24 protein-coding genes are annotated in these 26,691 nt (G+C 35.3%); 11 read left to right on the forward strand and 13 right to left on the reverse strand.

What is annotated here, in order from left to right; translation table 11 throughout:
* Window positions 1-133 precede the first annotated feature (133 nt).
* The 6 genes from CJF12_RS20230 to rsfS all read right to left on the reverse strand — a co-directional run bounded on the left by CJF12_RS20230 (window position 134) and on the right by rsfS (window position 6,043).
* Complete coding sequence (locus tag CJF12_RS20230; RefSeq protein ID WP_228379026.1) at window positions 134-637, reverse strand: helix-turn-helix transcriptional regulator; 504 nt, start codon at window positions 635-637, stop codon at window positions 134-136.
* Window positions 638-1,387: 750 nt separating this feature from the next.
* Window positions 1,388-2,041 carry a phosphatidylserine decarboxylase family protein gene (locus CJF12_RS12965; RefSeq protein ID WP_034680574.1) on the reverse strand — a complete coding sequence of 218 codons (654 nt, stop codon included), beginning with the start codon at window positions 2,039-2,041 and terminating at the stop codon, window positions 1,388-1,390.
* Between the two features lie 7 nt (window positions 2,042-2,048).
* The gene (locus CJF12_RS12970; protein WP_034680906.1) at window positions 2,049-2,921 is read right to left on the reverse strand and encodes a phosphatidate cytidylyltransferase; all 873 of its coding nucleotides are present in this window, start codon (window positions 2,919-2,921) and stop codon (window positions 2,049-2,051) included.
* Window positions 2,922-2,946: 25 nt separating this feature from the next.
* Window positions 2,947-3,528 (reverse strand): LUD domain-containing protein, encoded by a 582-nt coding sequence (locus CJF12_RS12975; RefSeq protein WP_034680576.1) that lies wholly within the window; start codon window positions 3,526-3,528, stop codon window positions 2,947-2,949.
* Window positions 3,529-3,664: 136 nt separating this feature from the next.
* Complete coding sequence (gene ftsH / locus CJF12_RS12980) at window positions 3,665-5,659, reverse strand: ATP-dependent zinc metalloprotease FtsH (protein ID WP_034680579.1); 1,995 nt, start codon at window positions 5,657-5,659, stop codon at window positions 3,665-3,667.
* 15 nt (window positions 5,660-5,674) lie between these two features.
* Window positions 5,675-6,043, reverse strand: a complete 369-nt coding sequence (gene rsfS / locus CJF12_RS12985; protein WP_034680582.1) for a ribosome silencing factor — start codon at window positions 6,041-6,043, stop codon at window positions 5,675-5,677.
* A gap of 87 nt (window positions 6,044-6,130) precedes the next feature.
* On the opposite strand from rsfS, the gene CJF12_RS12990 reads away from it, so the two are divergent.
* Window positions 6,131-6,844 carry a biotin--[acetyl-CoA-carboxylase] ligase gene (locus CJF12_RS12990; RefSeq protein ID WP_034680586.1) on the forward strand — a complete coding sequence of 238 codons (714 nt, stop codon included), beginning with the start codon at window positions 6,131-6,133 and terminating at the stop codon, window positions 6,842-6,844.
* On the opposite strand, the gene CJF12_RS12995 is transcribed toward CJF12_RS12990, so the two are convergent.
* The 4 genes from CJF12_RS12995 to CJF12_RS13010 form a co-directional block, all read right to left on the reverse strand.
* Window positions 6,838-7,950, reverse strand: a complete 1,113-nt coding sequence (locus tag CJF12_RS12995; RefSeq protein ID WP_034680589.1) for an LptF/LptG family permease — start codon at window positions 7,948-7,950, stop codon at window positions 6,838-6,840. The two genes, CJF12_RS12990 and CJF12_RS12995, sit on opposite strands and share 7 nt — an antisense overlap.
* A gap of 10 nt (window positions 7,951-7,960) precedes the next feature.
* On the reverse strand, window positions 7,961-9,091 hold the full coding sequence (gene tgt, locus CJF12_RS13000) for a tRNA guanosine(34) transglycosylase Tgt (protein ID WP_034680592.1): 1,131 nt from the start codon (window positions 9,089-9,091) through the stop codon (window positions 7,961-7,963).
* An 80-nt stretch (window positions 9,092-9,171) separates the two neighbouring features.
* The gene (locus CJF12_RS13005; RefSeq protein ID WP_034680595.1) at window positions 9,172-9,540 is read right to left on the reverse strand and encodes a DUF4296 domain-containing protein; all 369 of its coding nucleotides are present in this window, start codon (window positions 9,538-9,540) and stop codon (window positions 9,172-9,174) included.
* A gap of 90 nt (window positions 9,541-9,630) precedes the next feature.
* Complete coding sequence (locus CJF12_RS13010) at window positions 9,631-10,347, reverse strand: polyprenol monophosphomannose synthase (protein ID WP_034680599.1); 717 nt, start codon at window positions 10,345-10,347, stop codon at window positions 9,631-9,633.
* Window positions 10,348-10,525: 178 nt separating this feature from the next.
* Here CJF12_RS13010 and CJF12_RS13015 point away from each other — a divergent pair, with 178 nt between their 5' ends.
* The 5 genes from CJF12_RS13015 to CJF12_RS13035 all read left to right on the forward strand — a co-directional run bounded on the left by CJF12_RS13015 (window position 10,526) and on the right by CJF12_RS13035 (window position 14,754).
* Window positions 10,526-11,092 (forward strand): DUF4271 domain-containing protein, encoded by a 567-nt coding sequence (locus tag CJF12_RS13015; RefSeq protein ID WP_262485061.1) that lies wholly within the window; start codon window positions 10,526-10,528, stop codon window positions 11,090-11,092.
* Between the two features lie 12 nt (window positions 11,093-11,104).
* The gene (locus tag CJF12_RS13020; RefSeq protein ID WP_034680908.1) at window positions 11,105-11,845 is read left to right on the forward strand and encodes a uroporphyrinogen-III synthase; all 741 of its coding nucleotides are present in this window, start codon (window positions 11,105-11,107) and stop codon (window positions 11,843-11,845) included.
* Between the two features lie 89 nt (window positions 11,846-11,934).
* Complete coding sequence (locus tag CJF12_RS13025) at window positions 11,935-13,977, forward strand: S9 family peptidase (protein WP_034680605.1); 2,043 nt, start codon at window positions 11,935-11,937, stop codon at window positions 13,975-13,977.
* A 31-nt stretch (window positions 13,978-14,008) separates the two neighbouring features.
* On the forward strand, window positions 14,009-14,371 hold the full coding sequence (locus tag CJF12_RS13030; RefSeq protein WP_034680911.1) for a four helix bundle protein: 363 nt from the start codon (window positions 14,009-14,011) through the stop codon (window positions 14,369-14,371).
* 41 nt (window positions 14,372-14,412) lie between these two features.
* Window positions 14,413-14,754, forward strand: coding sequence for a hypothetical protein (locus CJF12_RS13035; RefSeq protein ID WP_034680608.1), 342 nt, complete (start codon window positions 14,413-14,415; stop codon window positions 14,752-14,754).
* Between the two features lie 152 nt (window positions 14,755-14,906).
* Here CJF12_RS13035 and CJF12_RS13040 read toward each other — a convergent pair whose 3' ends face one another.
* The gene (locus CJF12_RS13040; protein WP_034680611.1) at window positions 14,907-15,392 is read right to left on the reverse strand and encodes an SRPBCC family protein; all 486 of its coding nucleotides are present in this window, start codon (window positions 15,390-15,392) and stop codon (window positions 14,907-14,909) included.
* A 201-nt stretch (window positions 15,393-15,593) separates the two neighbouring features.
* Between CJF12_RS13040 and CJF12_RS13045 the strand changes: the two genes are divergently transcribed.
* The 5 genes from CJF12_RS13045 (at window position 15,594) to CJF12_RS13065 (ending at window position 21,773) form a co-directional block, all read left to right on the forward strand.
* Window positions 15,594-17,141 carry a sensor histidine kinase gene (locus CJF12_RS13045; protein ID WP_034680613.1) on the forward strand — a complete coding sequence of 516 codons (1,548 nt, stop codon included), beginning with the start codon at window positions 15,594-15,596 and terminating at the stop codon, window positions 17,139-17,141.
* Between the two features lie 90 nt (window positions 17,142-17,231).
* On the forward strand, window positions 17,232-17,918 hold the full coding sequence (locus tag CJF12_RS13050) for a response regulator transcription factor (protein WP_007842513.1): 687 nt from the start codon (window positions 17,232-17,234) through the stop codon (window positions 17,916-17,918).
* 78 nt (window positions 17,919-17,996) lie between these two features.
* Window positions 17,997-18,638: a hypothetical protein gene (locus tag CJF12_RS13055; protein WP_034680615.1), complete on the forward strand. Its 642-nt coding sequence runs from the start codon at window positions 17,997-17,999 to the stop codon at window positions 18,636-18,638.
* A 20-nt stretch (window positions 18,639-18,658) separates the two neighbouring features.
* Complete coding sequence (locus CJF12_RS13060) at window positions 18,659-19,024, forward strand: hypothetical protein (RefSeq protein ID WP_084675580.1); 366 nt, start codon at window positions 18,659-18,661, stop codon at window positions 19,022-19,024.
* 67 nt (window positions 19,025-19,091) lie between these two features.
* A complete protein-coding gene (locus CJF12_RS13065) occupies window positions 19,092-21,773 on the forward strand; it encodes a TonB-dependent receptor domain-containing protein (protein ID WP_034680616.1) in 2,682 nt (893 codons plus the stop codon).
* Window positions 21,774-21,895: 122 nt separating this feature from the next.
* Here CJF12_RS13065 and CJF12_RS13070 read toward each other — a convergent pair whose 3' ends face one another.
* Both CJF12_RS13070 and CJF12_RS13075 read right to left on the reverse strand, forming a co-directional pair.
* Window positions 21,896-24,205, reverse strand: coding sequence for an amidohydrolase family protein (locus CJF12_RS13070; protein WP_051887140.1), 2,310 nt, complete (start codon window positions 24,203-24,205; stop codon window positions 21,896-21,898).
* Window positions 24,206-24,558: 353 nt separating this feature from the next.
* Window positions 24,559-26,664, reverse strand: coding sequence for a glycoside hydrolase family 97 protein (locus tag CJF12_RS13075; RefSeq protein WP_034680617.1), 2,106 nt, complete (start codon window positions 26,662-26,664; stop codon window positions 24,559-24,561).
* Between the last annotated feature and the right edge of the window lie 27 nt (window positions 26,665-26,691).

Here is a 26,691-nt window from a genome sequence, read left to right on the forward strand (position 1 = left end):
TTTTATGTTTTATCGTCCCTCATAAACACAAGCGAAGATTCACAAAAATATCACCAATAATGGATTTAATTAAAAAATACAACTACGCAATACTACTCATGAGTAGTAAAACTGATGAAAATGATAAAGAGCCTTATATCTTGAGTATAAAATTATTGATATTGGTATGAGAAGGAATTCCTAATTTTTTTCGTATTCTATACTTTCTGCTTTCAATAGCCCTAACACTGCTATTAGTGCATAAAGCAATTTTCTTAGTATCAAAATTCAGCCTCATTAAAGCACAGATATTAAGTTCAGAGCTAATAAGGTCTGAATTAATCTTCAAAATATTGGGTATAAAGTCAGGAAAATATATTTTGAATCTCTCAAGAAAAATAGGTGACCCATTTTCCGCAAGCTCTAAAATTTCGGAGATATTATCTTCTGTTAAGTTATTCGTCACTATTTGTCGTTCCATCAACTCATTGTTTGCTTTTACCAAATCCTCGATGATGGAATCTTTAATCCGTTTCTCTTCTATCAATCCATAGATCAACTTATCTTTTTGATGCAAAAAGAACATATCCATTAAAAATTTAGTGATGACAAAAATGATATTAATTAACTGTACTATTTTAAAGTCATCATTTTTCATGAATTTGCTTTTGGGCAAAAAGTCTAAATCCCAATATAAGCACCCGATAAAATTAAAAGCAATAATAAATACAATCAATAAAATAGAATAATAATCCTCTTTATAATTGAAAAAAAAGGGCAGAGCGAACAGAATAGAAAAATAAAAATATTCAACCCCGGCAATCTTCGATGTATAGTTATCATAAAAACTCACTATAAAAGTAAGAACTATAAGCACAACAGTAATAGATGTTTTCAGTACTCCGTAGAAGCTGTTAATCTTCCCCTTAATGCCCATTAAAAAAGCAAAAAAAAACGTAATTAAAATTAAAAGCGCTGAACTTACAACATCACCCCAAAAAAATACAGTGAAGATGGAGTAAAATAAAAATAAGAAAAAAAGAAATAAAATATAACGATGGATAAGTTCTAAAAAATGGCTATCAAAGTCATCATTAGCCTCCTCTAAGTTGTTATTCAATGGGTTAGAAAACATCCTACTTATTATCATATGCTAAAAATTTCATTATAAATGCACTTAATGCAATCTAAACGAATGCCAAAGTAAATTTCTTTATGAATAAAATACGCTAATAGGAACACGAAAAGGATCATCTATAAACATTAAAATCCTTGCTATTGTTTGTTAGAAACAACAAATCCATTTGAAATTAAAATACAAATTTTTATTGAGTTCATGTATAAAAAAATCAGGGAGAAAACTGTTAACAATTTTCTCCCTGACTTTTTTATTTGAAATATAATATATCTATTCTTTCATTTTCGCAATAACGTCGAGTCCCCCCTTCGTAATATCACCTATTTTACAGATAATCTCAGTATCTAAAGGTAGAAAGACATCCATTCTTGAACCGAATTTAATGAAGCCAAACTCATGTCCTGCTTTTGCCTGATCTCCTTCATTACAATAGAAAACAATTCTTCGGGCTACATATCCTGCAATCTGTCTGAAAACAACCTTATGGTTTGTTAAACTCTCAATAGCAACTGTTGTTCTTTCATTTTCTGTAGAAGATTTTTCATGCCATGCTACCAAATATTTTCCAGGATGATACTTCTTGTAAATCACTTCCCCTGAAACCGGATATCTGCAGATATGAACATTCAAAGGAGACATAAAGATAGATACCTGAATGGCTTTCCCTTTTAAAAATTCGTTCTCTTCCACTTCTTTGATCATTACCACCTTTCCATCTACCGGTGCAATAACATTTTCTTTATGATCAAGAATCTCACGGTTAGGAACCCTGAAAAACCAAAATACCAGACTGTAAATGACCAATAAGGGCATAATGATTAAAAGTGACCATATTTTAAGGAAATAAATAGCTAAAGCACCAATAATAATAAAAAGTATGGTTGCTACAGTAATCGTTCCTTTTGATTCTTTATGTAATTTCATGAGTTTTTTAAATAAATTTTTCTAAAATAAAGTACAAATATACGACAGGAGCGCAAATTAAAAAACTATCGAGCCGATCTAATACACCTCCATGCCCGGGAATAATGTTTCCACTGTCTTTAACCCCGAAATTTCTTTTCAGCTGGCTTTCTACCAAATCTCCTAACGGAGCAAAAGATGCGACTAAGAAACCAACAACCATCCAGTTGCCACGAAGATCATGCTGATAATGCTCTATAAAGTATGATAAAATTAAAGTTAACACCACTCCACCTGCATAGCCCTCCCAAGTCTTCTTTGGAGAGATTTTAGGTGCCATTTTGTGTTTCCCGAAAAATTTCCCTGTCAGATAAGCAAAGGTATCACTACTCCAGATTAAAATAAATAAAAACAAAACCTCTAAAGAGAATGTATTATCGTAGCTGGAATATTTAGGAAGTCCTAATGCGAAACTAAATGGTAAAGCAACATAGATAACGGTAAAAATAAGCTTCCCGCTGTCATAGTATAATTCGGTAGGATATTTAAATAAAGTGACAATAGCTATGGCTATTAAAGCAAGGGCCAGTATTTCACTCAACCGGAAGTCAAAAAAGAAATCGTGATAAAAATATCTCTTGGAAAACATATAAAAGATAATCAGGATCACAGGAAATACGATCCATTTCTCATATCCTTTTCCAAATTTCATGATCTTCACACATTCCCATGAACCTACAACCAGTAAAAAGGTAATTAACCCATAGTATAGATAGTGCTGCTTAACAAGGTCAGGAGAAATAGAATTAATCAGCTGAGCTCCGAGCGGTGTCGTGCAAAGAATAATAATTGCAACATAAACAATCCCCGAAATAGTTCTTTGAATGAGATTTTTGTCCAAAATGTATAATTTATAGAATTGATGCTTAATCTTCAAGCAACAATAAAAACAGTTTTGTATTGGAATTAGAAGAAGTATCCAGTTTAGACTGATTTCCACTAATTGACGTCAGGTTTTTGATATTCCCGTTCCGTTTTATTTTTCCCATGGCATCATTGAGGTTATTCACAATCTGTGAAACATTTGCCATAATAATAATTTTATCCGGCAGCCTCGAAGAATGGTAATGAAGAATATTATTGTGAGACAGCATAATTCTTCCATCATAAGCGATAAGATACTCACAGGTAATGAAAGCAGCATCATTGGAATGTTCCAATTCTGAAGTATATGAAGTTTTTACAACATTCAAAAAGTTCTGAAGTTCTTTATCCCAACAAAACATATTCTGAATACCTTCTATCTTAGCAATCTGGTTCAAAGTCTGTAGAGCTTCCGCTTCATCTGCACAATAATTAAAAAAACCACCTGAATGCGTAAATAATTGCGCAAACTTATAGTCAAGATCCGCATTTTTCAGCGAGTCTCCAAGCTTTTCCAAACTCTGTTTGTCCTCTTCCTCAGGCTGGTTGGTTAGTTTGCTTACAATTCTCTTAAATAAACTCAACTTAATGTATTTTTAGTCAACTTTATACAAAAATAGAAAATAAATTATAATAGATTCTAAAAATGTAGGTTTAAATATGAAAAAACCTGGCAATTTTGAAATTACCAGGTTTTATATACTCTATTTCTTAAGTGTTTTAAAGTTGGGTCGGGCTTTCCGGAGCCTGAATTTCACTTTCTTCTTCCTTCTCATGAATGGTAATAGAAGGGATCGTATTCGTCACAGGTCTTTCTGTTAATTCAGGATCCCACGCTCTTTTTCCAAAGATATCTTCAAGGTCTTCACGGAAGATTACTTCTTTTTCTAAAAGCTTATTAGCCAGAGCATCCAGTTTATCCTTGTTTTCAGTAAGGATCTGTACCGCTCTCTGATATTGGTTTTCGATAAGTGATTTGATCTCAACATCAATCTTGGTTGCCGTTTCTTCAGAATACGGTTTTCCAAAATTATATTCTGATTGTCCTGAACTATCGTAGTAAGAAATGTTACCGATATTCGGGCTTAAACCGTAAATCGTTACCATTGCCTGTGCTCTCTTAGTTACAGATTCAAGGTCAGAAAGTGCACCTGTTGAAATATTATTAAATATAACTTGTTCCGCAGCTCTACCTCCTAATGTTGCACACATTTCGTCTAACATTTGCTCTGTAGTCGTCAGCTGTCTTTCTTCCGGAAGATACCAGGCTGCACCTAGTGAACGTCCTCTCGGAACAATCGTTACTTTTAAAAGAGGGGAAGCATGTTCTACCAACCAGGAGATGGTAGCATGACCTGCTTCATGATAAGCAACTCTTTTCTTTTCAGAAGGCTTAATCGCCATATTTTTCTTTTCAAGTCCACCGATGATTCTATCTACGGCATCCAGGAAGTCTTGTTTTGTAACTGAAGTATGACTGTTTCTAGCCGCAATAAGCGCAGCCTCATTACAAACATTGGCAATATCAGCACCACTGAATCCAGGGGTTTGTTTCGCTAAGAAATCTCTGTCTACATTATCATCCAGCTTGATTTTTTTCAAGTGAACATCAAATATCTCTCTTCTTTCATGAAGTTCAGGAAGATCCACATAAATAGAACGGTCAAAACGTCCGGCTCTCATTAATGCTTTATCCAGGATATCCGCTCTGTTGGTTGCCGCCATTACAATGACATTGACATCCGTTCCAAAACCATCCATTTCAGTAAGAAGCTGATTCAGGGTATTTTCTCTTTCATCGTTACCCCCTGAGAAATTATTTTTTCCTCTGGCACGTCCGATAGCGTCGATCTCATCAATGAAGATAATCGCTGGTGATTTAGCTTTTGCCTGAGCAAACAGGTCTCTCACCCTTGATGCTCCAACTCCAACGAACATTTCAACAAAATCAGAACCTGAAAGTGAGAAGAAAGGAACTTTCGCTTCACCAGCTACTGCTTTCGCCAATAACGTTTTACCAGTTCCCGGAGGGCCAACAAGCAATACTCCTTTTGGAATTTTACCTCCCAATCTTGTATACTTTTCTGAGTTTTTCAAGAAGTCTACAACTTCCTGTACCTCTTCTTTAGCACCTTCCAGTCCGGCAACATCTTTAAATGTTACCTGAATTCTTTCTTTTTCATCAAAAAGCTTTGCTTTAGATTTTCCGATAGAGAATATCTGTCCTCCAGGGCCTCCGCCACCTCCCATTTTTCTGAAAAGAAGGAAGTAAAACAATCCTAAAATAGCTATCCAGATCAATGCTGAAAATAAAATATCCATAAACGGACTTTTACCTGCACCATAATCTTTTGTAGTCTTGATGTTCGGATTTTCTGCTCTTATCTGATCAAATTTCTGAAGGAAAAGCTGTAAGTCACCATATTTAACAGTGTAATCAGCTTTTGGAGCCATTTCGAATGCTGATAACGGATTATTCTCTTTGTTGTTTTTATTCACCGTTGCTGTTTTAGCAGCTTGGGTCAGGAATACATCAGCTTTTTCAGTGTCTTTATATATAATTACATTCTGAACTTTTCCCGCTTGCATTTCTCTGAAGAAACCATCTTCATCGATAGCTTTCGCACTATTGTCTCCTAGAAAATTGGAGCCAAAAAGTAACAAAAGAGCTATGATTGCAATTGGAAAAAACCAGTTAAATCCTTTATTGTTCATTTATACTTTTTAAAATTAAATTTCATTTTCGATTTTGGTGATTTTAGCATCGCCCCATAATTCTTCAATATCATAGTACTCTCGTACTTGTTTCTGGAATATATGAACGACTACTGTAACGTAATCTACCAAAATCCACATTGCGTTATCAGTACCCTCGACATGCCAAGGTCTATCCTGAAGTTCGTTTCTTACTTTCTTCTCTACACTTCCTGCTAATGCAGAAACTTGTGTGTTTGAGTTCCCACTACATATTACAAACGTTTCTGCCACTGAGTTTTCAATATTGGAAAGATCAAAGATCATAATATCTTCTCCTTTTACATCTTGGATAGCTTCAACGATTTTATCTATTAATTCTTGCTTTTCTATTGTTTTATTCATTAAAAAAATACTATAATCTGCAAATTTATTGTTTTTTCTTTACTTTAGCCTTACTTTTGACTCTTTAAAGTCTTAAAGTTTTCTTAAATGCCCCAACTGTTCTACTTAAAAGAGTGTCCTTCTACTAATGACGAAATATCTCAATTTTTACTTTACGAAGATTCAGATTTTATTGCTCTTCATACATTCAATCAAACTAAAGGTCGTGGCCAGTATGGAAATGTATGGTCTTCCACTGCCGAAAAAAATTTAGCATACACACTGGCTGTTAATACACGGCATTTTATGCTTTCGGATTTTATGTTCAATTATTATACCGCAATTGTTATCAGGGATTTTCTTGCCAATTTGACTGAAACTGATGTGAAAATAAAGTGGCCCAACGATATTATCCTTAAAAGTAAAAAAATCGTGGGAATATTGATTGAAAAAAAGAAAATTAATCAACAAAATTATTTCATCATTGGAGCAGGAATCAATATTCTTCAGGAGCAATTTGATGCAATATCCAATGCAGGCTCGATTTTAACCCAGACAGGGAAGAGATTCGACTTAAATGAATTCACTTTAAACCTCCATGAATTTTTATGTCAAAAACTGACAGATATTCCTTCTGAACAGGAAATAATGAAATTATTCAATCAACACTTGTTCCGAAAAGATGAAATTTCTGTTTTTGAAGTGGACAAAAGGAGACAAAATGGCATTATCAGATTCTCTGATGAAAAGGGCGAAATCTGGATAGAATTAGAAGATGGATTAAGATCTTTTTATCACAAACAGATTAAACTTCTCTACTGATTAGCTCTTCTCAGGTATAAGACCAGAGCAAGAGGGAAAAAGATAATATTCGGAAACCACATCGCTAACCCCGGCGACATACTTTTATTCTCGGAAACCACCTTCAGGGCTTCGAATGAAAACACAAAGATAAAAGCCAGTGAAATACCGATAGCAAGGTTAATCCCAAGCCCTCCTCTTTTCTTTTGAGACGAAAGTGACAGTGCTAAAAACGTTAGAATGACAATAGAAATCGGCATTGACGTTCTTTTATAGAGTTCATTCAAATGCGTATTCAGGTTACTATTTCCTTTTTCCTTTTCTCTTTGAATAAACTTCAAGAGTTCAGGAGTTGTTTTATTTTGTCCTAAAAGTTCGTTAGGGAAAAGCTCCTCAGGAGCATGTCCATAACTTTTCCTCAGCTCAGATCCATCAGCAAGCTTCTCGGAATCATCTTTATTAACCGTTTTTTCAGTGTAATTATTCAGAACAAACTGTTTTTTATCTTTATCCCAGAATACATCAGATGCTTTTAATTCATAAAGCATTTTTCTGTTTTTATCGAATTTCTGAAAGATAAAACCCGATCCTCTTTTTTCCCTTTTGTTCCAGGAATTGATAAAAATATACTCAGTTCTGCTAATCTGTGCTGTAACTGGGCCTGTCCCTAATACCTTCTCCTTATTCGCCGCACTATAGGTGTATGCTTCAAGCTCATTTTTTTTAATATTGGCCCATGGTAATACAAAATGATTGATCACAAGAGAAATCAAAGCAATAAACAAAGAAGTAAGTAGATAAGGTCTTGCAAAACGATGAAAACTAGCACCACTGCTGATTACAGCAACGATTTCTGTATTATTTGCCATTCTGGAGGTAAAGTAAATTACCGAAATAAAGACCAGAATAGACAAAAATGTCATGATCAGGTTGATAATCCAGAAAGGATAAAAGTGAACCAGAAAGTAAGTAAGGTTGAGTTTAGCATCAATAGCCGTGGCATTTTCAATTCTCGGTATTTTCTGCTGGACATCAATAACCAATACAACTATAGACAACAATATGAGCATGAAACTAAAAGTTCCAAGATATTTTTTAATGATGTAGCGGTCTATAATTGTAAACATTACTTTCTTTTTATAGTCTTTGTCTAAGAACAGGAATTACAGATTTTTTCCATTCGTAAAAATCTCCTGCTATAATATGCTCTCTTGCTACTTTCACCAAATCCAGGTAAAAAGCCAAGTTATGAATTGAAGCAATTTGTTTGGCTAAATATTCTCTGGCAACAAATAAATGACGAACATATGCTTTCGAATATTCTCTATCAACAAAACTTGTCCCAAACTCGTCTAAAGGTGAAAAATCCCGCTTCCATTTTTCATTTTTCAGATTCATAACCCCTTGCCAGGTAAATAGCATTGCATTTCTCGCATTTCTTGTAGGCATTACGCAATCCATCATATCAATTCCCAAACCAATAGATTCCAAAATATTCCATGGAGTACCAACTCCCATTAAATATCTTGGCTTATCTTTAGGAAGAATATCTGTTACTTCATCGGTAATTCTGTACATTTCTTCTTCAGGCTCTCCTACTGAAAGTCCTCCGATCGCATTTCCTTCAGCTCCGGCTTCTGAAATCACCTCAGCAGAAATTTTTCTTAAATCTGAATAGGTAGATCCCTGCACAATAGGAAACAACCTCTGTTTATGCCCATACAGCTCTGGATTTTGCTCAGTCCAGTCAATACATCTTTTCAACCAACGGTGTGTCAGCTCCATTGATAATTTGGCCTGATTGTATTCGCATGGGTATGGAGTACATTCGTCAAAAGCCATAAAGATATCAGCTCCAATCTGTCGTTGAATCTCCATTGATTTTTCCGGGGTAAAAAGATGGTAACTTCCATCAATATGAGATTTGAACTTCACTCCTTCTTCAGACATTTTTCTGCTCCCTGAAAGTGAAAAGACCTGAAAACCTCCCGAATCCGTAAGGATAGGAAGATCCCAGTTCATGAATTTATGTAAACCTCCTGCTTCTTGCATAACGTCCATACCAGGACGAAGATACAGGTGATAGGTATTCCCTAATATAATCTGGGCTTTAATGTCTTCTTTTAATTCTCTTTGGTGAACGGTTTTTACACTTGCAACAGTTCCTACAGGCATAAAAATAGGCGTTTGAATCTTACCATGATCAGTAGTAAGTTCTCCTGCTCTAGCTTTTCCTTCAGAGGTTTTTTCTATATTAAAAAATTTCATCCGTATATTCTATTAATTCAGCTCCTCGGTATTTTTTAACTTACCGGATGGAACGCCATTTCTGCATTTTAGTTATTTAGTTATCTTGCAAAAGTGGGCACATTTAGGTTTTTCTTTATTTTATCTTTTACATACTGATCCGCTTTAGGATCTTTCTTCAACAATTTTTTCTGTGCTTCATCAGCAATATCACTCATTTTTTGCTTTACAACATAATATTTGAAACTCTCGACAAAATCATCGGGTTTTACATTGTGAGTTTTAAGAATAAACCTTGTACCGCTTTCCAAATTGGTATTCTGAAACATAAAAGTTGCCTGATCATTAATTGCCATATCAGCAAGAATTTCTGACATCTTATCTTCGGGCACCAGGTTCTTAGGCTGATCGATATAATCACCACAAGAAAACATAAACATCAAAACAAAAAGAAAAATCAGCTTTTTCATTAGTTTATTTTTATATTCTTTATTTAATCGCCTGATTGAACTTCGCATATACATATTTCTCCGTAGCAGAAGAATGAATTATGCTCCGCTTCATAATCTGTTAATTAATGATTTCCATTTTAAATTTAAAACACCAAAAACCGCTTCATGAATAATTCCTCCATTCATTTTACTTTCTCCCAAAATACGATTGGTGAAAATAATAGGTACTTCTACAATTTTGAAGCCTTTTTTAAAAGCTCTGAATTTCATTTCAATTTGAAACCCATATCCTTTTAACCTGACATTGTCCAGATCGATGTCCTGTAGTACTTTTTTTGAAAAGCAAACAAATCCGGCCGTAGTATCATGAATAGGAAGTCCTAAAATGAATCTCACATATTTCGAGGCAAAATAGGAGAGCAAAACTCTTCCCATAGGCCAGTTGACAACATTCACTCCTTTCGAATAACGTGAACCTATGGCCATATCAGCCTTTAGGCAAGCTTCATAAAGTTTAGGAAGGTCATCAGGATTATGAGAGAAATCGGCATCCATTTCAAAAATATAATCATACTGATTTTGAAGTGCCCATTTAAATCCATAGATGTAAGCTTTTCCCAAACCATCTTTTACATGCCTTACAGACAGATGTAAATTGTGGGGAAATCTTCGCTGCAGATCTTTAACAATCTCTGCGGTACCGTCTGGTGAGGAGTCATCCACTACAAGAATATGAAAGTCTTTTTCCAACGCAAAAACTGCGGAAATAATATTTTCTATATTTTCCTTTTCATTATAAGTTGGAATGATGACAAGTTTTTTCATTTCAGTTTGCAAAGATAGTTTATTTAACCTTTTTATTTTATACAAAATATTCTATAATTTTGCAAAAAACATTTTGTTGCTATTATCACAAAACTTTACAAACCATATAAGGATTCCTGAGAACAACGATTGGGTAATTTTTATATTATTGGGCTGCATATTTTTATATCTTTTTATGATGAACATCGTAGAAAGAGGCGCCAATTTAAAAGACTTTCTGCTTCAAAAATATTTTGATGCCAGTAACAACTTAGCCAGTTGGATCATCACCTCCTGTGTCACTGCACTCACCCTTTCGGTTTTATTGTCACAATACATTCCTATTGTTCCAAAATACGTTGCCGATTTACAGGTTTTTGGATATCAATTAAATAAATTCGGTTATTGCCTACTGGCAATCACTCTTTTTTATTTAATAAAATCAACATTAGGGTTTTTATTTTATCAAAGTATAGGTGACACAAAAAAATGGCTTATTTTTTATTTCACCTCCACTAAATTTTATTTTGTTCTGTCATTTTTATTAATAATTCTGTGTATTACCCATTATTATTTCCCCGTTGACAGAAATAAAATATTTTCTTACTATCTGGCTTTCTTTTCTTTTGTATTTATTTTCAAGGTTTTTTTCTATTTATTTCACAAGAACAATGTTTTGCCAGAAAAATGGTATTATAAATTTTTGTATATTTGCACCCTCCAAATCACACCATTATTGTTGCTTTGGAAATTGTTATTTTTTTAATAAAAGTCAATGATGAGAATAAAGTCTATATTGGTTTCTCAACCAGCGCCTAGTGAGTCTTCTCCATATCTGGATATAGCGAAGAAGGAAAAAATAAAGATTGATTTCCGTCCGTTCATCCACGTCGAAGGAGTTGACAATAAAGAACTTAGAACACAAAAAATAGATCTAACGCAGTATACTGGTATTATTTTCACCAGTAAAAATGCGATAGACCATTACTTTAGACTAGCTGAAGAATTGCGTTTTGCAGTTCCGGATACGATGAGATACATCTGCCAGTCAGAAGCAATTGCGAACTATCTTCAAAAACACATTGTCTACAGAAAAAGAAAAATAAGTTTTGGGGAGAAAAATTTCTCAGACTTGTTACCTCTTTTCAAAAAATTCCCATCTGAAAAATATCTACTACCATCTTCAGACGTTTTGAGTCCTGACACCGTTAAAACGCTAGATACCGCCAATGTAGACTGGACAAGAGCAATCATGTACAGAACAGTATGCAGTAATCTAAGTGACATCAAAATTAAAGATTATGATATGTTGATCTTCTTCAGCCCACAAGGAATCAAGTCTTTACAACAAAACTTTGAAGATTTCAAGCAGGATGAAACAAAAATTGCGGTTTTTGGAAATACAACATTAAATGCTGCTGAAGAGGCGGGATTAAGAGTAGATGTAATGGCTCCTACAAAGGAAACTCCATCTATGACCATGGCCCTTGAAAAATATATTAAAAGCCTACATAAGTAGTTTTTAATATCTTAAACCATACAGCCGTCTTTTCAATAAAAGAAAAGATGGCTTTTTTTTAATTAAATTTGAACAAGAATTAATATTGAATGAAAGCTCCACAGCCAAAAAAAATAGAAAAAACACTTGAAATACACGGAGATAGAAGAACTGACAATTATTTCTGGCTCAATGACAGGGAAAACCCCGAGGTCATAAAGTATATTGAGGAGGAAAATGCTTTTGCAGATTTCATGATGAAAGAAACTGAGGATTTTCAGGAGGAGCTTTTCGAAGAAATGAAATCCCGTTACAAGAAAGATGATGAATCTTTACCATACTTTTTTAATGGATACTGGTATATGGTCCGTTATGAAGAAGGAAAAGAGTACCCTATTTTCTGCAGAAAATACAAGAGTCTTGAAAGTCCGGAGGAAATTATACTGAACGTCAATATTCTGGCAGAAGGAGAAAGCTTTTTTGAAGTTGGAAGCGTTGCTGTCAGTCCCAATAATGAATTAGCATCTTTCTCATCCGATAATGTAGGAAGAAGAATTTATTCAATCAATTTTAAAAATCTGAAGACAGGAGAAATTCTACCGGATCAGATATTCAACACTACCGGAAAAGCCGTTTGGGCCAATGACAACGAACATGTTTTTTATATCAGAAAAGATGAGAGCCTACGAGCGTTCCAGGTATACAGACATAAGCTGGGAACCGATTCAGCAGAAGATATTTTAATTTTCCATGAAGAAGATGACACTTTCGATGTGAATGTTTTCAAAACGAAATCGTTAGAATATATTTTCATTGCCAGCTCCAGCACCATTTCTGACGAGCACCGCTTTATTCCTTCTAACAATGTTTTTGCAGAGTGGAAAATCATTCAGCCAAGAATTGACGACCTGGAATATTCTGTGGAACATTATGAAGATGAGTTTTATATCATTACCAACGCCGATGATGCAACCAACTTCAAAATTGTAAAAACCAAAATCGACAATTGCAGAATGGAAAACTGGGTGGACGTGATCCCTCACCGACCGGAAGTTCTATTGGAAGGGTTTGAAATATTCAGAGATTATCTTGTCCTCGAGGAAAGAGAAAAAGGGTTATTACAAATAAAGATTATTGATGAAAAAACCAAGCAATCCTATTATCTTCCGTTTTCAGATCCTACCTATACCACATACATTGGTATTAATTTAGAATTTGACACTGAAGTTTTACGTTATGGTTACACGTCATTGACCCAGCCAAGCTCTACTTATGAATATAATATGAAAGAGAAAACCACTACCCTTCTCAAGCAGCAGGAAATATTAGGGGGAAAATTCTTTCCGGAAAATTATATTTCTGAAAGAATATGGGCAGATTCAAGAGATGGAAAAACCAAAATCCCTATTTCATTAGTATACCATAAAGACACTCAGAAGTCTGAAGATACACCTTTACTTCTATATGGATATGGAAGTTATGGGCATACTGTAGACGCCAGCTTTTCCAATGTAAGGTTATCTCTTTTAGACAGAGGCTTCATTTATGCCATTGCCCACATTCGTGGTGGAGAGTATTTAGGAAGAGAATGGTATGAAGATGGAAAGATGTTATTTAAAAAGAACACTTTCTTCGATTTTATTGATGCAGGAAAATACCTTATTAAGGAAAACTATACTTCTTCCAGGCATCTTTATGCAATGGGCGGAAGTGCAGGAGGATTATTGGTAGGAGCGGTTGTTAACTATGAACCAGGTTTATTTAATGGTATAGTTGCGCAGGTTCCTTTTGTAGATGTGGTGACGACAATGCTGGATGAGACAATTCCTTTGACTACCGGAGAGTATGATGAATGGGGAAATCCTAATGATGAAGAATATTATCATTACATGAAAGATTATTCTCCGTATGACAATGTGGAAGCAAAAAATTATCCGCACATGCTTATTACTACCGGACTGCATGATTCACAGGTTCAATACTGGGAACCGGCAAAATGGACAGCTAAATTAAGAGAATTAAAAACTGACGATCATCTTTTGCTATTCAAAACTGATATGAGTGCCGGACATGGTGGAGCAAGCGGAAGATTTGAATCGCTTAAAGAGGATGCATTGGAATATGCATTTCTATTGATGATTGATAAGCGATAAAATATAATTGATAATTCATAAATGATGAATGATGGATCATAATCCAGACTATAACCAGCTTTTTGCCTTAAAGACCAAACAATTGGCTGTAAGTATTATTAATGAATTATCAAGCCTGCCTTATCAAGAAGCTTTCGCAGTGATTAGAAAACAAATATACCGTTCTTCTACATCCATGGCGGCAAATTATAGAGCTATGTGCAGAGCAAGATCAAAAGCAGAAAGATATTCCAAAATATCAATTGTAATAGAAGAAACAGATGAAACTCTCTTTTGGCTTGAAATGATTGAAGAGCTCAATTATGTCAAAAGTGAAGTTTTAGTAGATCTAAAAAATAGGACTGAAGAAATTCTAAAAGCAACTTCTTCATATAGAAAGATGTTAAAGACATAGTCTTTCATCATTTATAAACTATCATTTATCATTTATAAATTATGATTAACGAATCCGAATATTGGAAAAAAATAGAACAGTTTTTTGAGGACAATTTTGAGACCGAGAAAAATCCACCGATTGAAACATTATTATTTTTAATTGGACTTCAGGAGTTAGGAAGCGGTCAACAAAAATATTCAAAAGACGACAAGCTCAATATCCTTCACATTGCCGTATGCAGATTATTGGAACCTTTTGGTTACTATAAGTTTACGCATTATGAAGATGGGTGGCCTCATTTCGAACAATTGGAAGAGCTTCCTGAATTAAGACCTAATGAGCAATCATTATTGATGAAAAAAGCAATCATTCAGTATTTTCAGGATGAAGAGCTGATTTAATTTGAAAATGACAGAATTTGAAAATGAAAAAATGGAGCTTATAATAAAGAGCGGGCTGAAGCCCACTCCTATTGATGTGATAGGGAAGATAAATCCCAACCACAAAAAATTTTCAAATTCTGTCATTTTCAAATTATCAAATATGCCTATGCCTATTTCAGAACTTCTTCCAATTGACTGAGTCCCATTTTAAACCCTTCTTCAAAGCCCATGTCAATATGATCTTTCATTGCTTCCTCGGATTGAAAATGAATATTAACCGTTATTTTTGTTCCGTCTTCAATACCGGTAAATCCGATCAACCATTGGGATTGTGGAGAATCTTGATTAACCTCTCCTTTTTCATCACAAAAAGCAGCCATCCAGTCAAAACTTCTATGCTTCATGATTTCTCCATATTTTGCCCGTGCATATCTCTTTTCTCCATCAGGACCTACCATAGCGTAGTGCCAGATTCCGTTCTCTTTAAAGTCCATATGCACCGTTTCACATCTCCAGGGTTTTGGACCCCACCATTGATCTATTAACTCTGATTGGGTAAAATAGTCCCACACTTTAGATACATCAGCATGATATACTTTCATGACATAAATGCTCTTAGCATCAAAATCTTTGTTAAAAATGATATTAGATTCCATACGTAATTGTTTTTAACAAACTTACTTCTTTATTTTTGTTGCTAGCTTTTTCAAAGGACAAGTAATTCAATATTTATAAAAAAATGTTAAAAAACATAGTTTTAAGAAAAAAAATACAATTTTTTGGCTCGTTTTTTGTTTATCAAGTCTTAAAACAATTAATTTTAACATTCATCATTCCAAACAATATAAAATAAGATAATGAATAACAAATTCATCCCAATAATTTCAGTGTTTATGACAATCTCACTGATTGTTTTTGTGACACTCCAGTTTTATTGGCTGAAAGGATATTATGGCGCTCTGGAACAGGATTTTTCTAATAAAGTGTATACGGCATTGGAAAATACCGCTAAAAATATCTCGGAAATTGAAGTAGAAAAATACCTGAATGATGATTTTAAAAACTTCAGAAAAAATGTTGTTGCCAATAACAACCAACCTTCTTTAACGACAATTCAGCAGGTTGAAGACTCCGGCACCCAAAGACAAATTATCTACTCCAAAAACATCATTGAAAAAACTCAGCTTCCGATCTCTCAAAAGGGAGATTCTTTAAAGCTTACGACTCTATATACGGATGAAGCAGCCTATAAACTGAAAAGAGATACAACAAACCGCGAACCTCTTACTGCTGATATCAACCAGGATATTGAAAGTGGTGATTATTCCATGAAAGAGTTTGCAAAAGTATATGGAAATAATCTGCCAATCACCAAAAGAGTGGATGATAAAATTCTGGATTCGGTTCTCAGCAAGGAATTGAAAATGAAAGGAATTACGGCAAAATTTGGGTTTGGAGTAACAGATAAAAACAACAACCTCACTACGGTTTTCAATAAAGTTTATAAAGAAAAAAAAGACAGCAATACATACAGCTATCCTCTTTTTACGGATAAAAAAGACCACACTTTATACAGTCTGGCTCTTGTTTTCCCTAAAAAAGAATATTCACTGGCAATGAATAACTGGCCTATGCTATTGGGAACTTTTCTTTCATTACTGACCATTCTGGGAATTTATATTATTTCCATTAATTATATGATGAGACAAAAGAAATTGGCCGAAATCAAAACAGATTTCATCAACAATATGTCTCATGAATTCAAGACCCCTCTGGCTACCATTTCAGTAGCGACGGACTCACTGGCCAATGACAAAATTGCCACGAATCCGGAGAAAGTAAGATACTATTCCAATCTTATCAAGCAGGAAAACCTGAGAATGAAAAAACAGGTGGAGAATGTTCTGAATATGTCTAAGCTTGAAAGAAATGAGGTTAATCTGTTTTTAAAGGAAACCAATGTTAGAGAGCTAATCAAAAAGACGACCGAATCGTTCAATCTTATTGTAACACAGAGAAACGGTTCTCTTACACAGGAATTTACCGCTGATAAATACACATTTAAAATTGATGAGTTCCATATTTCCAATATGTTGGTGAATTTACTGGACAATGCCAATAAATATTCTCCAGAAACTCCTGACATTAAGGTTAAAACAAGAAATGAAGGTAACTTCTATGTTATTGAAATCTCTGATAAAGGAATGGGAATGGAAACGCAGAACAAAACTAAAATTTTTGAAAAGTTCTTCCGGGAAGAAACTGGAAATATTCATAATGTAAAAGGACAAGGCTTAGGACTTTCCTATGTGAAAAAAATTGTAGAACTGCATAAAGGTCAAATTATAGTAGAGTCGAACAAGGGAGAAGGAAGTATCTTTACGATAAAACTTCCAATGACTTAAATAATAAAAAAAGGGAAACCAAATAACAATATATAACGAAGATAGAGTGAGAAAGTTCATTCTTATTATTAATTTTTAATTTTTAAAATTATGAGCAACAGAATATTATTAGTAGAAGACGATCAGAGTTTTGGAGCTGTATTGAAAGATTATTTAACTATAAATAATTTTGAGGTTACTCTTGCCACAGATGGAGAGCAGGGGTTAAAAGAATTCACAGAAAATGAATTCGACATTTGTATTTTTGATGTCATGATGCCTAAAAAAGATGGGTTTTCATTGGCCGAAGATGTAAAGAAAATAGATAAAAATACCCCTATCATTTTCTTGACTGCAAGAAATATGAGAGAAGATATTTTAAAAGGATATCAACTTGGGGCAGATGATTATATTACCAAACCATTTGACACAGAATTGCTTTTGTACAAGATAAAAGCAATCTTACAGAGAAGTTCAACATTGGAAAATGAAGAACAGGAGCAGTTTAAAATCAGCAACATTTTCTTTGATTCTATGCTGAGACAATTAAGAGTAGGTGATAAAGAATATAAGCTTTCACCAAAAGAAAACGAATTGCTTAAACTTCTTTGTATTCACAGAAATGATTTCATGCCTAGAGATTTGGCACTGAGAAAGATCTGGAAAAAAGAAAACTACTTTACAGCAAGAAGTATGGACGTATATATTGCTAAACTTCGTAAGCTTCTGAAAGATGACGAAGGATTAGAAATTATTAACGTTCACGGGGAAGGATTCAGACTTTTGGTTAAGAATTAATTCTAAAACAATACTTTCAATATAAAATTAGCAAAACATTTAAAAATGTTTTGCTAATTTTGTTTCATACGATAGGATATGAAAAATATATTTTTAAGTCTTGTAGCTGTCACTCTGCTGATGATCTCCTGTAAGAAGGATGAAAGAGCAACTTATATCGAAGAAGATGCATCTGTTCAGCAGCCCAGAAAAATTGTGACCCCAAGGACTTCCATTTTGGATCAGGCGGGCATTAAAGCGAATACTCAATATACAGCAGCTCCTTCACCAGCTACCGCATCAGGAATGAATCCTCCTCACGGACAACCGGGGCACCGATGTGATATTCCTGTAGGACAGCCATTAAATGGCAAAGCTCCGGCTCAAGCGACTCAAAATGTTGTGGTAAATAATAATGGATCTCAAACAATCCAGATTGATCCTAATTCTCTGCAACCTGGAAAGTTTACAGTGGATAGCAAAACCGGAAAGGCTATAAAAACAGCACCGGGTATGAATCCTCCTCACGGACAGCCAGGACACCGCTGCGACATTCCTGTAGGACAGCCGCTGAACAGCAAGCCAGATCAGGCACCTCAGCCAGCACAAAATATTGTTCAGAATACGACTCCCGCTCCCGCTCAGCAAAGCCTTGCCAATGGCGAAAAGCCCAAGCTCAACCCTCCTCATGGAGAACCTTTTCATAATTGTTCTGTACAAGTGGGTGCAGCATTACCATAATTTTTTGTAATTTTGCCATCGTGAAGTTATTTCAGATTTTAACTATTATTTTCTGTTTGGGATTTTTTTTGATTCCCAAAGATAACTTGTCCATACAATCGGCAAAAGAAACCTGCTGCAAATCAGAACATTCTGAAAAGAAAGATTGTTGCAAAGATCATCAGTCAACATCTAAAAAGGAACACGAAAAATCAAAATCATCTTGTAATGATGACTGCTGTTCTACTTGTGTAGCTTGCTTTACATTTATAGAAACTCCTTTTTCTAAAGCGTTTCTATTGGAATTATCTTATTACAAAGCCAATAAAAAATTACTATTCGAGTATTGTGATCCTCATCTTTCGGATCGTTTAAAAGAGATTTGGGAACCGCCCAAGCTAGCTTAATTAAATACACGTACGTTCATTAGAGTGCTAATGAACTGTTTTTTAATTAATCTAAATTTTAAACAAAATGAAATTATTTATTTCCAGGATGATTCTTGGATTATGCTTATTATCTGCACCATTTATATTCGCTCAGAATCTTAAAAGCCAGTTCCAGGTAAAAGGAAATTGTGAAATGTGCAAGGAGAGAATAGAAACAGCAGCGAAAAAAGCAGGAGCAAAAGCAGCCAGATACTCAATTGACTCACAGACTCTCACTTTAGAAACCGAAAACCAGACATCAGCGGATAACATTCTTAAAAAAGTGGCCGAGGCAGGTCATGATAACGAAAGATTTAAGGCTTCCGATGAAACTTATGAGGCCCTTCCGGGATGTTGCCATTATGAAAGGAACCTTCAGCTTTCAAACACCAATACAGCCATTCAAAAATCTAAATCAGAACATGAATTTTATGTAAAAGGGAATTGTGCATCATGTAAGGCAAGAATTGAAAAAGCAGCGAAAGATGCCGGAGCCAATTCTGCAGAATGGAGCGCCGAAACACAAACTGTTGTTTTAGATTTTGACAATACCAAAACTTCAGCAGATACAATTTTAAAAAAGATCGCTGACGTTGGGCATGATAATGAAAAATATACTTCAGACGATAGCGTTTACAATAACCTCCCGGCATGTTGTCTTTACGACAGAACCGTCGCTTTAGGAGAAAAGGGTGCCAACGTACATTTTGAGGAAGACAAAAAAGTAGCTTCTCACAAAAATGATTCATCATCAGAAGCTCAGAATGAAGGGAGTTATGAAAAAAAGATTGAGGAGGTAAAGTTATCTGTTTCAAAAGCATCGACTTCATTAAATAAAAAAGAAGCAGGACTGGTTTTCAATATCGATAAAAAGGAACTGCTGAAAGCAGCCTGCTGTAACCTATCTGAAAGTTTTGAAACGAACGCTACCGTAGATGTTTCTTTTAGCAATGCTGTAACAGGTACAAAACAGCTTAAAATGCTAGGCCTTGACCAGAAATATACCAGCTTAACGAAAGAGCTTTTACCGGAAATCAGAGGATTAGCTTCAGCTTATGGATTAAGTTTTATTCCAGGGAGATGGATTGAGAGCATTCAACTGACAAAAGGAGGAAGCACAGTAACTAACGGATATGAAAGTATTACGGGACAAATCAACACTGAACTTCTAAAAAATGCAAAAACTCCTGAAACATCCCTGAATCTATTTGCCGATTTCAATGGAAGAGCAGAAGCGAATATTACAAGTGTTTCTCCTATCAACGAGAAGTGGTCTCAGACTTTCTTATTGCATGGAAACGGAACTTTTGGAAATACGGATATGAATAATGACGGATTTCTTGATCGTCCGAAAGGAACGCAGATTAATGCAGCCTATCTACTTAATTATAACGATCTTGAAAAATCAGGATTTGGATCTCACTTCGGAATTAACTTCGTGAAGGACAACAGAACTGCCGGACAAACCGATTTTGATAAAAGACTGGCTCAGGACAAGCAGAGTCCTTATGGAGTAGGAATTGACATTTCAAGGTTTCAGGTGTGGAACAAAACAGGATATGTTTTTAAAGGAAAGCCTTATCAAAGTTTAGGCTGGATGAATCAATATGTTTACCATCAGCAGGACAGCTTTTTTGGGTTAAGAAATTATTCAGGTAAGCAGAATACATTTTATTCCAATTTAATTTTTGAGAGCATTATCGGAAATACCAACCACAAGTATAAGGCTGGAGCGAGTTTTATGTATGATGGGTATGATGAGACCTACCTCAACACTCCCTATAAAAGGAATGAAATTGTTCCGGGAGCTTTTGCTGAGTATACTTTAACCGGATTGAAATACACATTGGTAGCGGGAGCAAGAGTAGATTTTCATAATCTTGCAGGAACCCAGTTTACACCAAGACTGAATTTCAAATATGATTTCACCCCACAAACCATTTTAAGGCTATCAGCAGGAAGAGGATTCAGAACAGCGTCGGTCTTTGCTGAAAATCAACAATATTTTGCATCGAACCGTACCATTCAGATCATACAAAATGGTGGAGATATTTATGGATTAAAACCCGAAATTGCATGGAATTACGGAGCAAGTTTACAACAGGAGTTTAAAATTTTCGGAAGAAAATCTTCTATCGTTGCTGATTTCTTCAGAACGGATTTTCAGGATCAGGTAATGGTGGACCTTGACAGATCTCCTCAACAGTTGGTATTTTATAATCTGGAAGGAAAATCTTTTGCCAATAGTCTACAGGTACAATGGGACTTCATTCCTTTGAAAAACTTTGAAGTAAAAGTAGCCTATAAGTATTACGATGTACAAGCTGATTATCTTGACGGAAGAAGAGAGATCCCATTTATGGCTAAAAACCGTGGGTTCGTTAATCTTGCCTACAATACCAATAAAAGTGAAAAAGGTGGTTTCTGGAGTTTTGATACAACTTTAAATTGGGTTGGAAAACAAAGGCTTCCTGATACATCCGGCAATCCATCTGAGTTTCAACTACCGGGATACTCTAAATCTTATGCAATTTTGAATGCACAGATTTCAAGAAATTTCAATAAAAAACTGAGAGCTTATTTAGGTGGTGAAAATTTAACATCTTACTATCAGAAGAATGCGATTGTAGATTTTAAAAATCCTTTCGGAAATTACTTTGATGGCGGAATGATCTACGCTCCTATCATGAAAGCCAATTTTTATGTAGGTTTAGATGTGACTTTTTAATAAAACATAAATTACTTCAATCTTATAAAAAACAGCACCGAAATTGGTGCTGTTTTCAGTTTTTAGAAAAAATACCCCTCCTAATACACGTAATCATGATTACCTTTTAGCCAACCTTATTCTTATTTATTAATAAATTTAACCGTTCGTCTTCCTGTATTGTCCGATACAGTCGCTAAATAAATCCCTTTGGGCAGCCTGGAAACATTTACTCTAACCTGCTTATCAGCATCAACCGTAAAAGATCTATTAATATATTCCCGTCCCAATAATGAGCTCACCTGTACCCTCAAGGCTTGTGCCATGGTATTTTCTATTGATAATATCAACAGATTATTAATTACTGGATTTTGAGATACCGTAACATTTAAAGAAGATGCATCAACGTTTATAGTTTTTTCATCTTCAGCTATTCCATTGGCATTGACGGCTTGTAAACGATAGGAAATGTGATGACTATGTCCTTTACCATCCGTAAACCTATAATTACTTTCCCCAGATTGATTATTCGCAGCAATGGTACTTATACGAATAAAACTTTGGCCATTGTCATCACTACGCTCCAAAATAAAACGCTTTAGATTCTCGCCTGAAGCCTTCCATCGAAGCTCAACAGTATTTCGATTCTTATTTCCCATAAAGTTGGTGATAGCAGCAGTTTTGCTTCTATTATAATACGACCATTCAGGTAAAACATTTGGAGCAGTAGCCATATTTCCGTACGGGCCACTAGCATACACCACCCTGCCGTCCACTACTGTAAGAAGCGAACGAATAGCTTTTATCCTTTCTTCAGGAATCGTGAAATAATCTTCTGATAATAAGGTGAAGTCTGCAAATTTCCCAACACTAATGGAACCTTTTTTATCTTCATCCCCTGAAAACCAAGCGCTTCCCAAGGTATATAATTTTAATGCTTCTTCCCTGGTAAGACGCTCATCAGCAGGCAATACCTGAATTCCTCCGGCAGCCTTTCCGGAAACAAGGTAATAAGCCGTAATCCATGGATTAGAACTAGCAATACGAAGGGCATCAGTACCCAGTCCTACCGGAACTCCTCTTCTAACCATTTCTTTTACCGGAGTAATCATTTGTAGAGCAGTTGAAGATCCGTATTGTTGAAGAAACTGCTCTCCTTGAAAATACAAACGCCCCTGAAAGTTTACGCCTCCCCCTAATCGTTTGATTCGATCCATATTATTAACGGATAATGTTTCTGCATGATCTATCCACCAACGAGTAGAAATCGGGGTACTTGCATTCACTTCTTCTATTACATTAAGCAAGCGAGTAATAGTTTCATCATATGCAGCGTGCAGGTTGAAAGACCATCCTCTTTGAATTAATGAAGATAATATAGGTCTCATAGCAGATTCCAGATTAGGAAGATCAGGACGTTCCTGCTGAAAATTAGTCAAATCAAAACCTGCGTATGACAAAATCTCTCCAGCTCCGAATATTCTAAAAAACGGATCTGTAGTATTAATCGGCACAGTATCAAGCCATGTATTAAATTGCTGATTTTCATTCACTCCAATAGGAGGATACAATGTGCCGGCAACACGTAAATTCAATTGATTATCCTGTGCCATTGACATAATACCTTGATAATTTTGAGGATAAGCTCCTGCCCCTCCATCCAGAACACTGGTAACTCCATAACTATTGAGCTGCCATACGTATTGTTTTGTAGAACTTATTATTTCTTCCCGAGAAGCAGGTCGGGGTAATTGTCCCATAGCACCTAAAATCACAGCCCAATCACTTACTGACACCATTACTCCGGTAGGTTCTCCATTAGAATCTCTTTCTATATATCCACCAGCGGGATCAGGAGTACCTCTTGTAATATTTAATGCAGCCAGTCCTGCTTTATTTAAAATCACCCTATCCCACAGATGAGTCACCATTACCGGTACATCAGGAGACACTTCATCTAAATCTGATGGTGTGGGAATCCGTTTTTCGGTAAACTGGGCAGGTGCCCAACCTCCCAATACTCTCACCCATTCCCCTTGTGGTGTTCGTGTCGCTTGTTCCTTTATCATCTGCAATCCACTTTCCAGGCTAGTAAGATTATCCCATCTGATCTCACGATTAAAGGTTGCTCCATAACTCGTCACATGCATATGCGCATCTATAATCCCTGGTATTAAACGGCTTCCCCGGGCATTAATCACTCGGGTACGTTGCCCCCTATGGCGTCTTAGGATATCTCCACTCCCTACAGCAATAAATTTTCCATCTTTAATAGCTACCGTAGTCGCGCTAGTTACTGCTGAATCCAACGTTGTTATTTTTGCATTCATTACAATAAGGTCTGCTTTTTTATGCCCCCTTCTCTCTTGAGAAACCTGAGAAAAAAAAGAAGTTGTAAAGAACAAAAACAAAATAAAAAAAACGAAATTTTTAACTGATACATTGTGTTTCATAAAAGTGCATTTAAATTATTATACATTTAAAAAGCCCACAATTAAAATAGTATTTTAAATACTATTTTAATTTATTCAAAAATAAAAAAATAATTTAACAAAGTACACGATAATTTATAATAATAAATGTAAATTATTATTAAAATATAAAAATAACACAAAATACCATGTAATTTAGAGCCGATTAACTTATAGCAGCTCAACAATAAAATTGAATTAATAGTATTTAAAATACTATTTAAAATTAAAACATAAACGACTTTATCATCACCATTTTAAGAGATTTTGCAACATAAAATTCAAAGACACCCAAACGGAAGACAAAGAAAAGAGTAAGCACTCTTTTTATTATCTTAAGATTTTATACTTATTGCAAAGCCCCCACCGGGAGCAACTTTTATTTTCAGCTTGGTATTTGACTTTACATTTTGTCTTGAAATTTCATAACTTTTAGGATTATGATTCCAGCTCGCATCTTTTCCATCCTTATAAATAACCGCTTCAAATTTCTGGCCTTTTGGAAGAAATGATAAGTCTACGGTTGCTTCTCTTGAATTTTCATCAGTAATACTTCCCACAAACCATTCTTCTTTATTTTTAGCTTTTCTTGCTATGGTAATATAATCTCCAGGCTCGGCTTCAAGAATGTAGGAAGAATCCCAATCCACAGCAACGTCCTTAATAAACTGAAAAGCATCAGGATATTTTTTGTAATTATCAATCAGATCTGCAGCCATCTGAAGCGGGCTGTACATGGTGACATAAAGCGCTAATTGCTTGGCAAGTGTTGTACTTAGCCTGGCTTTATTAGTTCCATAAACGGATAGATCTCCTTCAAATATCCCCGGTGTATAATCCATCGGGCCTCCTATCAACCGGGTAAATGGCAAAATAGTCGTATGATCAGGCCGGTTTCCGTTGAAAGATTCAAATTCTGTTCCCCGTGCCGATTCCTGAGCAATCCAGTTGGGATAAGTTCTGTACAAACCGGTTGGCCGTACTGCTTCGTGTGAGTTAACCATAATATGATATTTCGCGGCTGTTTCGGCAACATAGGTATAATGATTCACCATCCATTGGCTATCATGGTATTCACTTCGGGGAATTATAGGGCCCACATATCCTGTTTTCACAGCACTATACCCATTATCTTTCATAAACTGAAATGCTTCTTTCAATTGCCTTTCATAATCTATCGCAGACGATGTCGTTTCGTGATGCATGATGATCTTCACATTTTTGCTTTTGGCATATGCCTGAAGTTCTTTTACATCAAAATCGGGATATGCTTTTGTAAAACTATAAATATGCTCTTTCCTATACGCCTGATTATCTTCCCAGCCTTCATTCCACCCTTCTACTAAAACCGCATCAAAACCATTTTCTGAAGCGAAATCAATATATTCTTTAACGTGCCTGGTATTGGCCCCATGCCTGCCATTAGGTTTCAGAGTTCCGTAATCCGTTTGTCCAATTCTGATATCCTGATCATCGGAATATGCCCATGTAGAGCCTCCACCTGTAAAATATTCCCACCACACCCCAATATATTTAGTAGGTTTTATCCATGAGGTATCTTCAATTTTACTTGGTTCATTAAGGTTAACAATTAGATTGGAAGACAGGATCTTTCTGGCATCATTACTGATAATCATTGTACGCCATGGGCTTACCGAGCCTGTTTGAACAAAACCTCTGTCTCCATTTTTATCCGGAGTCAGATTAGAAGATAATATAAAATTTTTCTCATCGACATTAAGGGTCATTGCAGGGAAATTTGTTAAGGCCGCTTCATGAATATTGATATAAATTCCATCCTTTGATTTCAACATGAGGGGTGCCTGTACTGCAAGAGTAGCGCTTGGAGCTTTTGCTGCCAATGGTTCTTTCCGGACATCGTCGATCAATTTTGAGATTTCCGACAAGTTCGAGGTCGTTATAGGAAATTCATTGGTATCATAATCAGCAGGAATCCAAAATGCCTTATAATCTTTTCCTAAATTAAAACTGGTCTTTTCACTGCTTATGGTAAAGTGTCTTAAATCCTTTTGAACAGGGAATTCATATCTAAAACCTAAACCATCATCAAAAAGCCTGAACCTGATATCCAGTTTCCAACCGGTCTTATTTTGTACTAAATGAACAAGCATTTCATTATAATGATCAACTATTTCTTTATTAGACCCCCAAACCGGACTCCAGCTTTTATTGGAGGTGGAATAATCAATCCCTTCCACTTTAAATTCGGAGAAATAGGAATACGATGGCTTTAAAACAAATCCCAATTGACTTTCTTTTATAATTGTTTTATCCTTATAGTTCAATGAATAATATGGAACCCCCTCTGCTTCAACCTGAAAGTTTAGTTTTAACTGATTATTGGGCGATGAGACTACTTGCCCATTCGTAATGATTACGAACAGCACACTCATACAAAAGCATACAATATTTTTTTTCATGATAGATTCATCTTAAAAAGCACTGTC

It is taken from the genome of Chryseobacterium piperi, assembly GCF_002285635.2.
In the GTDB taxonomy this organism is placed as follows: Bacteria; Bacteroidota; Bacteroidia; order Flavobacteriales; family Weeksellaceae; genus Chryseobacterium; species Chryseobacterium piperi.

What these genes read in the sequence shown, in the direction of transcription:
- CJF12_RS20230 (WP_228379026.1), bottom strand. Translation starts at nt 637, where the DNA reads ATGAAAAATGATGACTTTAAAATAGTACAGTTAATTAATATCATTTTT.
- CJF12_RS12965 (WP_034680574.1), bottom strand. Translation starts at nt 2,041, where the DNA reads ATGAAATTACATAAAGAATCAAAAGGAACGATTACTGTAGCAACCATA.
- ftsH (WP_034680579.1), bottom strand. Translation starts at nt 5,659, where the DNA reads ATGAACAATAAAGGATTTAACTGGTTTTTTCCAATTGCAATCATAGCT.
- rsfS (WP_034680582.1), bottom strand. Translation starts at nt 6,043, where the DNA reads ATGAATAAAACAATAGAAAAGCAAGAATTAATAGATAAAATCGTTGAA.
- CJF12_RS12990 (WP_034680586.1), top strand. Translation starts at nt 6,131, where the DNA reads ATGCCCCAACTGTTCTACTTAAAAGAGTGTCCTTCTACTAATGACGAA.
- CJF12_RS12995 (WP_034680589.1), bottom strand. Translation starts at nt 7,950, where the DNA reads ATGTTTACAATTATAGACCGCTACATCATTAAAAAATATCTTGGAACT.
- tgt (WP_034680592.1), bottom strand. Translation starts at nt 9,091, where the DNA reads ATGAAATTTTTTAATATAGAAAAAACCTCTGAAGGAAAAGCTAGAGCA.
- CJF12_RS13005 (WP_034680595.1), bottom strand. Translation starts at nt 9,540, where the DNA reads ATGAAAAAGCTGATTTTTCTTTTTGTTTTGATGTTTATGTTTTCTTGT.
- CJF12_RS13010 (WP_034680599.1), bottom strand. Translation starts at nt 10,347, where the DNA reads ATGAAAAAACTTGTCATCATTCCAACTTATAATGAAAAGGAAAATATA.
- CJF12_RS13015 (WP_262485061.1), top strand. Translation starts at nt 10,526, where the DNA reads ATGAACATCGTAGAAAGAGGCGCCAATTTAAAAGACTTTCTGCTTCAA.
- CJF12_RS13020 (WP_034680908.1), top strand. Translation starts at nt 11,105, where the DNA reads ATGAGAATAAAGTCTATATTGGTTTCTCAACCAGCGCCTAGTGAGTCT.
- CJF12_RS13025 (WP_034680605.1), top strand. Translation starts at nt 11,935, where the DNA reads ATGAAAGCTCCACAGCCAAAAAAAATAGAAAAAACACTTGAAATACAC.
- CJF12_RS13030 (WP_034680911.1), top strand. Translation starts at nt 14,009, where the DNA reads ATGGATCATAATCCAGACTATAACCAGCTTTTTGCCTTAAAGACCAAA.
- CJF12_RS13035 (WP_034680608.1), top strand. Translation starts at nt 14,413, where the DNA reads ATGATTAACGAATCCGAATATTGGAAAAAAATAGAACAGTTTTTTGAG.
- CJF12_RS13040 (WP_034680611.1), bottom strand. Translation starts at nt 15,392, where the DNA reads ATGGAATCTAATATCATTTTTAACAAAGATTTTGATGCTAAGAGCATT.
- CJF12_RS13045 (WP_034680613.1), top strand. Translation starts at nt 15,594, where the DNA reads ATGAATAACAAATTCATCCCAATAATTTCAGTGTTTATGACAATCTCA.
- CJF12_RS13050 (WP_007842513.1), top strand. Translation starts at nt 17,232, where the DNA reads ATGAGCAACAGAATATTATTAGTAGAAGACGATCAGAGTTTTGGAGCT.
- CJF12_RS13055 (WP_034680615.1), top strand. Translation starts at nt 17,997, where the DNA reads ATGAAAAATATATTTTTAAGTCTTGTAGCTGTCACTCTGCTGATGATC.
- CJF12_RS13065 (WP_034680616.1), top strand. Translation starts at nt 19,092, where the DNA reads ATGAAATTATTTATTTCCAGGATGATTCTTGGATTATGCTTATTATCT.
- CJF12_RS13070 (WP_051887140.1), bottom strand. Translation starts at nt 24,205, where the DNA reads ATGAAACACAATGTATCAGTTAAAAATTTCGTTTTTTTTATTTTGTTT.
- CJF12_RS13075 (WP_034680617.1), bottom strand. Translation starts at nt 26,664, where the DNA reads ATGAAAAAAAATATTGTATGCTTTTGTATGAGTGTGCTGTTCGTAATC.